This is a genomic window from Pseudarthrobacter sp. YAF2 (genome assembly GCF_052113345.1).
In the GTDB taxonomy this organism is placed as follows: Bacteria; Actinomycetota; Actinomycetes; order Actinomycetales; family Micrococcaceae; genus Arthrobacter.
On sequence record NZ_JBFRDA010000009.1, the window covers coordinates 239,626 to 252,606 of the forward strand.

Below are 12,981 nucleotides of genomic sequence, written 5' to 3' on the forward strand. Positions count from 1 at the left end.
GCTATGCCTCGTTTTCAGTGGTTTCCGGCGTGGCGGCGCGGACCGGGATGGAAGCGCCAATCAGGACTTTGCCCTTTTCCTCCGCGGTGGCGGGGCGCATCTGGCCGCGCTCGTCCGGGACGAACGTGATGGAATCGTCCTTCTGGTCCGGTGCGTTGACGAAGGAACGGAACCGGCGGAGCCGCTCGGGGTCCTTCAGCGTGTCTGCCCATTCATCGACGTAGGTGTCCACGTGCTTCGCCATGGCCGCTTCAAGGTCCGCGGCGATGCCCAGGGTGTCCTTGACCACCACGTCCTCGACGTGCTTGATGCCGCCCTCGAGCTCTTCCTGCCACCGGGCGGTGCGCTGAAGGCGGTCCGCAGTGCGGATGTAGTACATGAAGTAGCGGTCGATGTACCGGATGAGGGTCTCATCGTCCAGGTCCTTGGCCAGGAGCTGGGCGTGGGCGGGGGTGGCTCCGCCGTTGCCGCCGACGTAGAGGTTCCAGCCGTCCGCGGTGGCGATCACGCCAACGTCCTTGCCGCGGGCCTCCGCACATTCACGGGCACAGCCGGAGACGCCCATCTTCAGCTTGTGCGGGCTGCGCAGGCCGCGGTAGCGCAGCTCCAGCTGGATGGCCATGGCTACCGAGTCCTGCACGCCGAACCGGCACCAGGTGGAACCGACGCACGACTTCACCGTACGCAGGCTCTTGCCGTAAGCCTGGCCGGACTCGAAGCCGGCGTCCACCAGTTCCTTCCAGATTTCCGGGAGCTGCTCCAGCCGGGCACCGAACATGTCGATCCGCTGGCCGCCGGTGATCTTCGTGTAGAGGCCGTACTTTTCGGCGACGGCGGCGATCACGCCGAGCTTCTTGGGAGTAATTTCCCCGCCGGCGATGCGGGGGACCACCGAGTAGGTGCCGTCCTTCTGCATGTTGGCCAGGGCCCGGTCGTTGGTGTCCTGGAGGGTGCCGCGGCCGGCGTCCAGCACGTAGGCGCTGTTCTGGCTGGCCAGGATGTTGGCGATGGTGGGCTTGCAGATGTCGCAACCGGCCCCGGTGCCGTACTTGGACATGATCTCCTCGAAGGAGGTCAGTCCCAGGACGCGGATGGCGTCGAAGAGTTCCTGGCGGGACAGCTCGATGTGTTCGCAAAGAGCCTTGGAGACCTCGACGCCGGACTTGGTCAGTTCGGTTTCCAGCAGCTTCTTCAGCATGGGGACGCAGGAACCGCACTGGGTTCCAGCGCGGGTGCAACCCTTCAGTTCGCCAAGTTCCTGGACAGGGGCATTGCCGTCGCAGGCACCGCAGCCGTTGATGGCGTCGCGGATGGTTCCGGCCGTGACGTTGTTGCAGGAGCAGAGGGTGGCGTCGTCGGGAAGCTCGGTTTCGGGAGCTTCGCCGCCGCCTGCCGCGGTCAGGAACGCGCCGGGCTCTGCGGGAAGTTCGCGGCCCAGGAGCGGGCGCAGGCTCATGTAGGGAGAGGCGTCGCCGACAAAAATGCCGCCCAGGAGGGTCTTGGCGTCATCCGTGGTGACGATCTTCTGGTAGACGCCGCGGGCGGGGTCCGCGTAGACGATTTCGAGGGCGTGTTCGGTGCGGGCAAAGGCGTCGCCGAAGCTGGCCACGTCCACGCCGGAGAGCTTCAGTTTGGTGGCGGTGTCGAAGCCGGGGAACGTGGCGTCGCCGCCGTGCAGCCGGTCGGCAACGATCTCGGCCATGGTGTTGGCGGGAGCCACCAGGCCGAGGCACATGCCGCCAAAGTTGGCTACCTCGCCGATGGCCCAGATGCCGGGGACTTCGGTGGCGCAGTAGTCGTTGATGACCACGCCGCCGCGCTGGCCCAGGCTGAAGAGCTGCTCTTCGCCGTCGGCGGCCCGGAAGAGCTCATCGCGGGGCTTGACGCCGACCGCAACGATCACCAGGTCGGCCGGGATGATGCGTTCGTCGGCCATCAGCACCCCGGTGACCTGGCCGTCGTCGTCCGCCAGGATCTCGGACGGGAACACGCCGCCGTGGACCTCGAAGCCCTTGGCTTCGATCAGGCGGCCCAGGGCCTGGCCTGCGCCCTCGTCCAGCTGGGTGTTCATCAGCCAGGGGGCCCCGTTGATGACTACGGGGGTGGCGCCGAGCTGTTCGGTGCCGGCGGCGGATTCGAGTCCCAGGAGGCCGCCGCCGATGGTGACGGCGTTGATCTTGCGGCCGAGCTTTTCGGTGAGTTCTGTGACGGCCTTGTTGATGGCCCACACGTCCTCGAGCGTCCGGTAGACGTGGGCGTGCTGGGCGCCGGGGATGGGCAGGCGCACGGCGTCCGAGCCTGTGGCCACCACCAGTTCGTCATATTCGTAGGTGTTGCCTGCGGCCGTTTCCACCGTCTTGGCTTCGGCGTTGACCTTGACGACGCGCTCGCCGGTCTTCAGGGCCACGGAGCCGTGGTCCCACATGGTGGCCGTTCCCAGCGTCAGGTCCACGCCGGTGTCCGTGAGGGCCTTGGAGAGTGCCACCCGGTCATAGGGGAGGTGGGCTTCTTCGGTGAGGACCGTGACATGCCAGCCGTCGAGGCCGCGGGCATGCATGGCGTCCGCGAAACGGTGGGCCGCAGGGCCGCCGCCGGCGACGACGATGCGGCGCGGAGTCTCGGTGCTTGAAGTCTGTTCGGTCACGGGGGGCCTTTCGCATGGGCCGCAGACGGTGCTCTGCAGCTTGTGCCTCCAGCCTAGGTAGGGGCAGTTTCGCCTCAGTTTCCCTTTTGTTTCGTCAACTTAACTTCTGCATCACGAACGCATTTCCGGCCGCGTGAGTTCTCTTTTACCCGCCGGACACATTCACCGCACCCCCTTGAAACACCCGCAACCTAGCGTGGAACACGGCAGCAGAAGCAGCCGCTTGCAAAGACGACAGGCACAAGGAGAGGAGCCGGACATGACGGCAACACTGGAAATTGGGGCGCTCGCCGCCGACTCAGACACCGCCGGATTCCGGACCGGCTGGCACCGTGTTTGCGCGGTGGATGACCTCGAACCCGCCTGGGGCGAGGCTGCGCTGCTTGCCGGCCGCCAGGTGGCCCTGTTCCGCACGGGTCCCCGTGAAGTCTTCGCCGTGGGCCACCAGGATCCGGCCACCGGCGCGCACGTCATGGCGCGCGGCATCCTTGGCTCCAAGGGGACGCGGCCCACTATTGCCTCCCCGCTGCACAAGGAGGTCTACGACCTCGAAACCGGTGAATGCTTCACCACCCCGGGCCTGCGCCTGGATGCGTTCAGCACCCGGATCACCAACGGGTTCGTCGAAGTGGAACTCTAGGACTTTCCCGCACACAGGAAAGGGGCGCCAGGCGGCGCCCCTTTGGTGTTTAACCCAGGGCGGTTAAAGTCCCAGTGCCTCGCTGACATCGTGCAGGACCTCGTCCAGCGAGGCCCGCGCCGCCTGCCGCGCCTCGGGGAGTTCCGCAGCGGAACCCACCTGGTGGATCACTTCGAGGTAGCACTTGAGTTTGGGCTCCGTGCCGCTGGGCCTGATGATCACGCGGGTCAGGTCCCTGGTGATGTACAGCAGGCCCTCCGTGGGCGGCAACTGCCCGCTTCCCTCTGCCAGGTCCGTGAACACTTCCACCGCCGACTGCCCGAACGATTCCGGCGGCGAAACCCGCAGACGGTTCATCATGGCGTCGAGGAGACCCAGGTCCGCGACCCGGATGCTCAGCTGGTCGCTGGCGTGCAGGCCGTGCTGGAGGTACAGCTCATCGAGGGTGTCGAAGACCGTCTTGCCGGCGGCTTTGGCGGTGGCGGCGAGTTCGGCGATCAGGAGGGCGGCGGAAATGCCGTCCTTGTCCTTCACCAGGTCCGGCGCAACGCAGTAACCGAGCGCTTCCTCGTAGCCGTAGGTGAGGCCGGGGACCCGGGAAATCCACTTGAATCCCGTCAGGGTTGCCTCATGGGCGAATCCCGCGCCGGCCGCGACGCGAGCCAGCAGCCGTGAGGACACGATCGAATTGGCGAAGACGCCCTGGTGGTCCGCCTCGGCGCCCGTACCGGCGTCCGCGAGCCTGGCGGCAATATGGGCCCCCAGCAAGGCGCCAACCTCGTCTCCGCGGAGCATCCGCCAGGCACCGGTGTCCGGGTCCTTGGCGGCGACGGCAGCCCTGTCGGCGTCGGGATCGTTCGCTATGACGATGTCGGCGTCCAGCCGTGCGGCCGTCTCCACGGCGAGGTCAAGTGCACCGGGTTCTTCCGGGTTGGGGAAGCTGACGGTCGGAAATTCTGGGTCCGGTTCGGCCTGCTCGGCCACCATGGTGACATCCGTGAAACCTGCCGCTCTCAGGACCTCCAGTGCTGTAGCGCCGCCCACGCCGTGCAGCGGGGTCAGGACGATCCGCAGGTCCCGGGCGGGGAACCGGTCCGGCATGGCCAGTGCCGCCGTCGCCTGCCGGTAGTCCGCGGCCAGGGAGCCGTCCAGGACGGTCCACCCGCTGTCCGCCAGCTCGATTGAGTCAACGGGACCCACGGCGCTGATCCGCTCGGCGATCCGGGCATCATAGGGTGCCACGATCTGCGCGCCGTCACCATCAGCGGATACCGCATGACGGCCCAGGTAGACCTTGTACCCGTTGTCCTGCGGCGGGTTGTGGCTGGCGGTAACCATGACGCCGCCGTCGCATTCCAGGGCGCGAACGGCGTACGCCAGCAGGGGAGTGGGGAGGGCTGCCGGGAGCAGGAACGTCTCGATCCCCGCCGCGGTGAGGATGGCGGCGGTTTCGGCTGCGAAGACATCCGAGTTATGCCGGGCGTCATACCCGACGACGGCGCGCGGCCGGGTGCCGGAAGAGGATTCGGCCACGGCGTCCACCAGGAAGGCGGCCAGTCCGGCTGCGGCGCGGCGGACCACCACCCGGTTCATCCGGTTCGGCCCCGGTCCGAGCGCGGCACGCAGGCCTGCCGTGCCGAACTGCAGCGTGCCGCGGAAGCTGTCTTCCAGTTCCTGCCGGGCCGCGGGGTCGCCCTCTTCAACGAGGCTGACAAGCTCAAGCAGCGATGCTTGTGTTGCGGGATCCGGATCCAGGGCAGCCCATTCCCGGGCCCCGGCAAGCAGGCGAAGTTCGGCATCGGAAGACGTCATGGGCCTAACGCTATCGTCATTGCAGGTCCGCTGCCCGCACCCCGGCAGCCCGGGGCGTTTAGAGCCGGGCGATGATGTCGGCCAGCAACCGGGAGATGCGCGGGCCCGCCGCGTGGCCGGATTCGATGACTTCCTGGTGGCTGAGCGGCTGGGGGCTGATGCCCGCTGCCAGGTTGGTGACCAGGGAAATACCGAACACTTCCATTCCGGCGTGGCGGCCGGCGATGGCCTCCAGGGCCGTCGACATGCCGATCAGGTCCGCCCCGATCCGCTTGGCGTACTGTACTTCGGCCGGCGTCTCGTAGTGCGGGCCGGGGAACTGGGCGTAGATGCCCTCGTCCAGGGCGGGATCCACCTCGCGGGCCAGTTTACGGATCCGGGGGGAATACAGGTCTGTGAGGTCCACGAACGTGGCGCCCTCCAGCGGGGACGCGGCGGTTAGGTTGATGTGGTCGCTGATCAACACCGGGGTGCCGGGCGCCCACGCCTCGTTCAGCCCGCCGCAGCCGTTGGTGAGGACCAGCGTGCTGCACCCGGCCGCCGCGGCGGTGCGGATGCCGTGCACCACTGCACGGACGCCCTTCCCCTCGTAGTAGTGGGTCCGCGCACCCAGGACCAAGGCGCGCTTTCCGTCCTTGGTCAGGACTGACCGGATGGTTCCCACGTGGCCTTCCACGGCGGGGGCGTGGAAGCCGGGGACTTCCTCCGCGGAGAGGGTGGCAGTGGTTTCGCCAATGAGGTCGGCCGCCTCGCCCCATCCGGAACCGAGGACCAGGGCGACGTCGTGGCGGTCCACGCCGGTCTCCTCGGCAATGTAGTCCGCGGCGGCGCGGGCGGCGGCGAACGGGTCCGTGTTCAGGAAGTCTGTTGTACTCACCAGTACAAGTTATCCTGCCGCCAGTGTTGGCCTCATCACGGCTGGCCCCGAAAGCGCCCGTTTTCTTGGTGGTCGGGCCGGAATGGGCGAGAATGGATGACTGTGACTACGCATCCAGATTTCAGTTCCCCCCGAATCGCGATCCTGGGAGGCGGCCCCGGCGGATACGAAGCGGCCATGGTCGCCGCCTCGCTCGGGGCGACGGTCACCATCATCGAACGCGCCGGGCTCGGCGGCTCCGCCGTGCTGACCGACGTCGTTCCTTCCAAGACCCTCATCGCCACGGCCGACCTCATGACCCGGGTGGCTGAGGCCGGCGAGCTGGGAGTGAAGTTCGACGTCGACGGCGGCGACTTCGTGCCGGTGATGCACGCAGACCTCAAGCACATCAACGACCGGCTCCTCAACCTGGCGCGCAACCAATCCCAGGACATCCGTGACGGCCTGGAGAAGCTGGGCGTTCGCATCATCGCCGGCTCCGGCCGCCTCCTGAACCCCCACACCATCGAGGTCCTGACCGCCGACGGCACCGAGACAGTGGAAGCCGACACCATCCTGCTGGCCGTTGGCGCGCACCCCCGCGAATTGGAAACAGCCCGCCCGGACGGTGAGCGGATCCTGAACTGGACCCAGATCTACGACCTTGACGAACTGCCCGAGGAACTGATCGTCGTCGGCTCCGGCGTGACAGGTGCCGAGTTCGCCTCCGCCTACAACGGCCTCGGCTCCAAGGTCACCCTGGTCTCCAGCCGCGACCGCGTGCTGCCGGGCTCCGACGTGGACGCCGCAGTGGTGCTGGAGGAAGTCTTCGAGCGCCGCGGGGTCCGGGTCCTGTCCCGCTCCCGCGCCCAGTCCGTGGAACGCACGGGTGACGGCGTGGTGGTGACTCTCGCCGACGGCTCCACCGTGACCGGAAGCCACTGCCTGCTCTGCCTGGGCTCCATCCCCAACACCGCGGGACTGGGCCTTGAAGAAGCCGGGGTGGCGGTCAGCGACAGTGGCCACATCAAGGTTGACGGCGTGTCCCGCACCACCGCCCCGAATATCTACGCCGCCGGCGACTGCACCGGCGTCCTGCCGCTGGCCTCCGTGGCCGCCATGCAGGGCCGCATCGCAGTGGCGCACTTCATGGGCGACGGCGTGACCCCGCTCAAGCTCCACCAGGTGGCGTCGAACATCTTCACGTCCCCGGAGATCGCCAACGTGGGGGTGTCCGAGGCCGAGATCGAGTCCGGCAAGTACCAGGCGGACATCATCAAGCTTTCGCTCCGCAGCAACGCCCGCGCCAAGATGCGCAACGCCAAGGACGGCTTCGTGAAGATCTTTGCCCGGAAGGGCTCCGGAACCGTGATTGGCGGCGTGGTGGTGGGTCCCAACGCGTCGGAGCTGATCTTCCCGATCTCCATCGCGGTCAAGCAGAAGCTGCACGTGGACGACCTCGCCAGCACCTTCACCGTGTACCCGTCCCTGACCGGATCCATCTCCGAGGCCGCCCGCCGCCTGCACGTCCACATGTAGTCAGAGGTCCAGGACCCTAGGCCGCCGCGACCGCCTGAAAGTGCTTTTCGATAAGCCCCTTGATGTCCTCGTGGCAACCCCCGCATCCCGTGCCGGCCCGGGTGGCCTTGGATACTTCCGCCACGGTTGAGCAGCCATCCTCCACAGCGCCCTGGATTGCGGCTCCGCTGACACCCGCGCACCGGCAGACGGTGCCGGCGGGGTCGGCGGCTCCGGCGCCGGGCACCTGGTCCGGACCGTCCAGGCGCAAGAGCAGGGAACGGTCGGCAGGGAGTTCCGCGCCCCGTTCAAAAAGCCCCACCAGTTCGGCCGCGGTGCGCGGCATCCCGACCGACACGAGGCCTTCCAGCACGCCGCCGCGGGTGGTCATCTTGACGTAGCGGCCATGCTCCGGATCGGCCCATTGGGCGATTTGCAGGCGCGGCCGGCCGTTGACGGCCCCCGACGTGAGCACTTCCTCGTCCCAGGGGTCGGCGCCGTTGTCCCCGGCCACCGCCATGTTCAGGCCGCGGGCCTTCAACACCACGACGCCGGGCTGTTCCGGCGGCAGCGCGGGGAGCAGCTCCGCCTCCGCGGCTGCCCCTTCGGCCAGGAGGGTGAGGTAGCCGGCCAGCCATTCGGCCTGGCGCCAGCCGGGACCCACAAGCCCGGAGGGTCCCTTGGCGTTCCTGCATGCGGCGCAGCCCGGATCCGGGCAGCGAACCTCCGCGCAGTCGCCGATGGCGAAGATGTGCGGTTCGTGGTGCGCCCGCAGCCGGTGGTCCACCAGGATCCCGGTGCCGGTGGACAGTCCGCAGCCTTCGGCCAGTTCGGTCCGCGGACGGACCCCGCACGAGAGGACCAGGAGGTCGCCGTCGATCGCTGATCCGTCGTCCAGGAGCAAAGCCGAAAAACCGCCGTCGGGCGCATTGTGCTCAACGCCGGTGGAGCGGGCGTTGCCTGCCACCCGGACGCCGCACCGGCGCAGCCCGGCGGCCAGGACGGCTCCGCCCCCGCGGTCGATGTTGCGGCCCAGGGGGTGCGGCCCGTTGTGGACCACGGTGACCGTGGCCCCTTCCTCCGCCGCAGCCAGGGCCGTCTCCAAACCCAGGACCCCGCCGCCAAGGATTACGACCCGCTTGCCGCCGTCCACCGCCTGCCGGAGCACGTCCGCATCGCGGAGGTCGCGCAAAGCCGTAACCCCGGCGGGCAGCACGGGGGAGGCGGGGTCGGGGTTGATGCCGGTGAGGTTGGGGATGACCGGCCGGGAGCCGGTGGCAAACACCAGCCTGTCGTAGTGCACCGCGGTGCCGTCCGAAAGCAGGACCTGTTGCCGCGCCCGGTCCACCCGCTTGACCCGCACACCCAGGCGGACATCCACACCCTCGGCCGCCAGTTCGGCGGCGTCGGCGAGGGCCAGGGCGCCGGCGGTGGTGCGGCCGACGCCGAGGTCCGCTACCAGGACGCGGTTGTAGGCGGCCTCGGACTCCTCACCCACCACGGTGAGGTGGGCATGCCCACCGCGGACGGCGGGCAGGAGCTCGTCCACCAGCCTGGCGGCCACGGGGCCGAATCCCACGATCACAATCTGCTCGCTCATGAGGCCTCCGTCTTTTGCAGCATACGGGCGGAATCGGGTGCGGCCACGGGCCGGACCCACACGGTGTTGAACTTGAATTCAGGCATCCCGGAGACGGGATCGGTGGCGGCTTCGGTCAGTCGGTTGGCGCTTTCGGCCCCCGGGAAGTGGAAGGGCAGGAAGACCGTTTCGGGGCGGATGGCGGTGGTGAGCTCCGCCCGGCACACCACCTCCCCGCGGTCGTTCGCCACGGAGAGCAGCGAACCGGCGGTGATGCCCAGGGCCTCGGCGGCCGCGGGGTGGATCTGGGCCTTCGCTTCCGGCTGCGCTGCGAGCAGTTCGGAGACCCGCCGCGTCTGCGCGCCGGACTGGTAGTGCTCCAGGAGGCGCCCGGTGATGAGGGTCATTTCCTTGGCACCGGCCGCAGCGTTCGCGCCGGGGTTGGAAGTGGAAGGACGACGGCGGCGGGGAGCCACCGGGACCATGACCGCCTTGCCGTCCGGGTGTGCGAAGCCGTCCCGGAAGAGCCTCGGTGTGCCGGTGCTGCCGGCCGGGTAGGGCCAGTAGGCGGCCTCGCCCCGGTCCAGCATGGCGTAGTCGATGCCGGAGTAGTCGGCCAGGCCGCCGGCGGAGGCAAGCCGCAGTTCCTCGAAGACCGTTTGCGGATCCTCGCTGTAGGTGGAGGGGGCGTCCAGCCGCTCGGCCAGCCGGGCCATGATCCACAGTTCGCTGCGGGCGCCCGCGGGTGGTGAGATGGCGCGGCGCCGGCGCAGGACGCGTCCTTCCAGGTTGGTCAGGGTGCCTTCTTCTTCGGCCCACTGCAGCACGGGAAGGATGAGGTCAGCCTCTGCGGCGGTCTCCGACATGAAGAAGTCGCACACCACCAGGAAGTCCAGGCTGCGCAGGCCCTTGATGACCGCGTTGGCGTCGGGGGCGGCCACGGCGATGTTGGAGGCGTGAACGAAGAGGCACCGGACGCCGTCGGGCTGTCCCAGTGACTTCAGCAGTTGGACGGCGGGCAGCCCGGGGCCGGGGATCAACGCCTCGGGTACGCCCCACACGGATGCCACGTGGGCACGGGCTGCGGGGTCGGTGATCTTCCGGTAGCCGGGGAGCTGGTCAGCCTTCTGGCCGTGCTCGCGGCCGCCCTGGCCGTTGCCCTGCCCGGTGAGGGTACCGTAGCCGCTGCGGGCCGAGCCCGGGAGGCCCAGCAGGAGGCTGAGGTTGATGGCGGCAGTGGCGGTGTCGGTGCCGTCCACGTGCTGTTCCACGCCGCGGCCGGTGAGGATGTAGCTGCCACCTGCAAGCGCCCCGGCGGCAAGCCTGCGGGCAGTTTCCCGGATCAGGTCCGCGGGCACGCCGGTGAGGGATTGCACGCGCTCGGGCCAGAAGGCGTTGACGCTGCGGGCTACGGCCTTGTAGCCGGAGGTACGGTCCTGCAGGTAGCCGGTGTCCACCAGGTTTTCGTGGATGACCACGTGCGAGAGCCCCAGCAGCAGGGTGAGGTCGGTTCCCGGCAGGGGCTGGAGGTGGATGCCGCCGCCGTCGGCCGTGAAGGCTGCTGTGGCGGAACGGCGCGGATCCACCACAATCAATCCGCCGGCGTTGCGGGCACCCTGCAGGTGCTGGACGAACGGCGGCATGGTCTCGGCAACGTTCGAACCGAGCATCAGGATGGTGCCGGCGGTGTCCAGGGCTTCGAGCGGGAACGGCAGGCCGCGATCCACACCGAAGGCGCGCATTCCGGCGGCAGCTGCCGAGGACATGCAGAACCTGCCGTTGTAGTCGATCCGGGAGGTGCCCAGGGCCAGCCGGGCGAACTTGCCCAACTGGTAGGCCTTCTCGTTCGTGAGTCCGCCGCCGCCAAAGACGCCGACGGCGTCCGCTCCGTGGCGTGCGCGGGCATCTTTCACTGCCGCCGCGGCCAGGTCCAGGGCCTGGTCCCAGCCGATGGGCCGGTGGACGCCGTCGGGGCCCTTCAGCAGCGGTTCGGTGATCCTGCCGGCGTGGTTCAGCAACGCGGCGGAAGTCCACCCCTTGCGGCAGAGTCCGCCGCGGTTGGTGGGGAAGTCCCGGCCGGCCACTTCCAGGGCCGGGGACGGCGTGGGGTTCAGGTCAAAAGGAGCAGGCACGGGGCCTGGCCCCGGCTGCGCAGCCGGGGCCAGGTCCGCGGGGGACGTGAGCGTCATGGCGCACTGCAGGGCGCAGTAAGGGCAGTGCGTGTCGGCGCTTTTGGTCATGTTAGACGTGTCCCATCGCGTTCCGGCCGGCGTTGCGGATGTAGCAGGTCCAGCAGACCACCAGCATGAGGACATACGCACCGACGAATCCGTAGAAGGCCGGAGTGTAGGAGCCGGTGGCGGTGCTGGAGGCATTCAGTACCTGGGGGATCACGAAGCCGCCGTAGGCGCCGATCGCAGAAATCAGGCCGAGGGCCGAGGACGCCAGGCGCTGGGTGGCCACCGGGTTTGCGCCCTTGCGGGCGGCCCGGCTGGAGGTGGCGAAGATGACCGGGATCATCCGGTAGGTGGCGCCGTTGCCGAAGCCACTGGCGGTGAACAGCATCAGGAAGAGGACCAGGAAGAGCAGGAAGTTCTTCAGCGGGAGGGTCCAGATCATGGTCAGCGTGATCACGGCCATGGAGGCGAAGGCGGCAACGGTCATCCGGGCCCCGCCCATCCGGTCCGCCATGCGTCCGCCGTACGGTCGGGCCAGCGAACCCACCAGGGGGCCGAGGAAGGCCAGGGACAGGGCCACAGTTCCTACTCCGATGGAGGAGAACGCGGGGAAGTAGTCCTTGATGAGCTTCGGGAACACACCGGCGAAGCCGATGAAGGAGCCGAAGGTGCCGATGTACAGCAGCGCCATGATCCACAGGTGCGGTTCCTTCAGCGCCGCGACCGAGCCGGCCACGTCACCCTTGGCGCTGGTGAGGTTGTTCATGTACTTGAACGCGCCGAATGCGGCCAGCAGGATGAAGGGGACCCACATCCATCCGGCCATTGGCAGGTTGACGGTGCCGGCAGCCAGCAGCGTGATGACGATCGGAACGGCAAGCTGTGCGACGGCGGCGCCCAGGTTTCCGCCCGCGGCGTTCAGTCCCAGCGCCCAACCCTTTTCCCTGGCCGGGTAGAAGAACGTGATGTTGGCCATGGAGCTGGCGAAGTTGCCACCGCCGAAGCCGGCGAGGGCGGCCACCAGGAGCATGACGCCGAACGGCGTGCCCGGGTTGGAGACACACAGTGCCAGTCCGGTGGAGGGGATCAGGAGCAGCAGGGCGGAGACGATGGTCCAGTTCCGTCCGCCGAAGCGGGGGACCATGAAGGTGTAGGGAATGCGGAGGGTGGCGCCCACCAGGCTGGGCATCGAGATGAGCCAGAAGATTTCCGAGGTGGAGAAGGTGAAGCCGGCGGCGGGAAGCTGGACCACCACGATGGACCACAGTTGCCACACCACGAAGCCGAGGAACTCGGCGAAGATGGACCAGTTCAGGTTGCGGCGGGCGATGGCGCGGCCGGCGGTTTCCCACTGGTCCTTGTTCTCGGCATCCCAGTTGGCGATCCAGCGGCCGGGGCGGAATTCAAGGGCAGGGGCGTCTGTGGTGCGGGTACGGCCGGGCTGTGCGCTGGCGGATGCGGCAACGGCTGCCGGCCCTGTGGCCTCATCAAGGTCAAGGGTATTTCCGGCGCCGGCATCGACGGTGCGGTCAACAGTCACGGGTTACCTCCTTCAGGGGATGTTGTTCCTCCAAGGTAGGGAAGGCGCGTTTCGCGGACAGTCGATGTTTGTTAACGCGTTGTGACTTTTGCCTATCCGGGCCCGCCAACCGGCGTGAGGCCCCGCCGGGAGACCACATCATGAGACGCACAACACAGGTCCGGATATTGGACGATTCGTCCATTGACTGGACGTGGCGAAGTAAGATCGAACTC

General features: G+C 68.3%; 8 protein-coding genes. 2 read left to right on the forward strand and 6 right to left on the reverse strand.

Annotation, left to right across the window (positions count from 1 at the left end):
- Window position 1: 1 nt before the first annotated feature.
- Window positions 2-2,644, reverse strand: coding sequence for a nitrite reductase large subunit NirB (gene nirB, locus AB4Y79_RS11605; RefSeq protein ID WP_441861724.1), 2,643 nt, complete (start codon window positions 2,642-2,644; stop codon window positions 2-4).
- 259 nt (window positions 2,645-2,903) lie between these two features.
- Between nirB and nirD the strand changes: the two genes are divergently transcribed.
- Window positions 2,904-3,284 carry a nitrite reductase small subunit NirD gene (nirD, locus tag AB4Y79_RS11610; RefSeq protein ID WP_441861726.1) on the forward strand — a complete coding sequence of 127 codons (381 nt, stop codon included), beginning with the start codon at window positions 2,904-2,906 and terminating at the stop codon, window positions 3,282-3,284.
- A gap of 63 nt (window positions 3,285-3,347) precedes the next feature.
- Here nirD and AB4Y79_RS11615 read toward each other — a convergent pair whose 3' ends face one another.
- Entirely contained in the window at window positions 3,348-5,096 is a 1,749-nt protein-coding gene (locus AB4Y79_RS11615) for a phospho-sugar mutase (protein ID WP_441861728.1), read from the reverse strand.
- A 58-nt stretch (window positions 5,097-5,154) separates the two neighbouring features.
- Window positions 5,155-5,973, reverse strand: a complete 819-nt coding sequence (locus AB4Y79_RS11620; protein ID WP_441861731.1) for a purine-nucleoside phosphorylase — start codon at window positions 5,971-5,973, stop codon at window positions 5,155-5,157.
- 102 nt (window positions 5,974-6,075) lie between these two features.
- Here AB4Y79_RS11620 and AB4Y79_RS11625 point away from each other — a divergent pair, with 102 nt between their 5' ends.
- Complete coding sequence (locus AB4Y79_RS11625; protein ID WP_441861734.1) at window positions 6,076-7,491, forward strand: NAD(P)H-quinone dehydrogenase; 1,416 nt, start codon at window positions 6,076-6,078, stop codon at window positions 7,489-7,491.
- A gap of 16 nt (window positions 7,492-7,507) precedes the next feature.
- On the opposite strand, the gene AB4Y79_RS11630 is transcribed toward AB4Y79_RS11625, so the two are convergent.
- From AB4Y79_RS11630 to AB4Y79_RS11640, 3 genes are read right to left on the reverse strand one after another with little or no spacing between them, the layout of a single operon-like run.
- Window positions 7,508-9,070, reverse strand: a complete 1,563-nt coding sequence (locus AB4Y79_RS11630; protein ID WP_441861737.1) for an FAD-dependent oxidoreductase — start codon at window positions 9,068-9,070, stop codon at window positions 7,508-7,510.
- Complete coding sequence (locus AB4Y79_RS11635) at window positions 9,067-11,289, reverse strand: molybdopterin oxidoreductase family protein (RefSeq protein ID WP_441861739.1); 2,223 nt, start codon at window positions 11,287-11,289, stop codon at window positions 9,067-9,069. The genes AB4Y79_RS11630 and AB4Y79_RS11635 overlap by 4 nt, the downstream gene beginning before the upstream one ends.
- A gap of 1 nt (window position 11,290) precedes the next feature.
- The gene (locus AB4Y79_RS11640) at window positions 11,291-12,766 is read right to left on the reverse strand and encodes an MFS transporter (RefSeq protein ID WP_441861742.1); all 1,476 of its coding nucleotides are present in this window, start codon (window positions 12,764-12,766) and stop codon (window positions 11,291-11,293) included.
- Window positions 12,767-12,981 lie beyond the last annotated feature (215 nt).

Excerpts from the sequence above, each read along its gene's own strand:
- nirD (WP_441861726.1), top strand. The coding sequence starts at position 2,904 with ATGACGGCAACACTGGAAATTGGGGCGCTCGCCGCCGACTCAGACACC.
- AB4Y79_RS11615 (WP_441861728.1), bottom strand. The coding sequence starts at position 5,096 with ATGACGTCTTCCGATGCCGAACTTCGCCTGCTTGCCGGGGCCCGGGAA.
- AB4Y79_RS11630 (WP_441861737.1), bottom strand. The coding sequence starts at position 9,070 with ATGAGCGAGCAGATTGTGATCGTGGGATTCGGCCCCGTGGCCGCCAGG.
- AB4Y79_RS11635 (WP_441861739.1), bottom strand. The coding sequence starts at position 11,289 with ATGACCAAAAGCGCCGACACGCACTGCCCTTACTGCGCCCTGCAGTGC.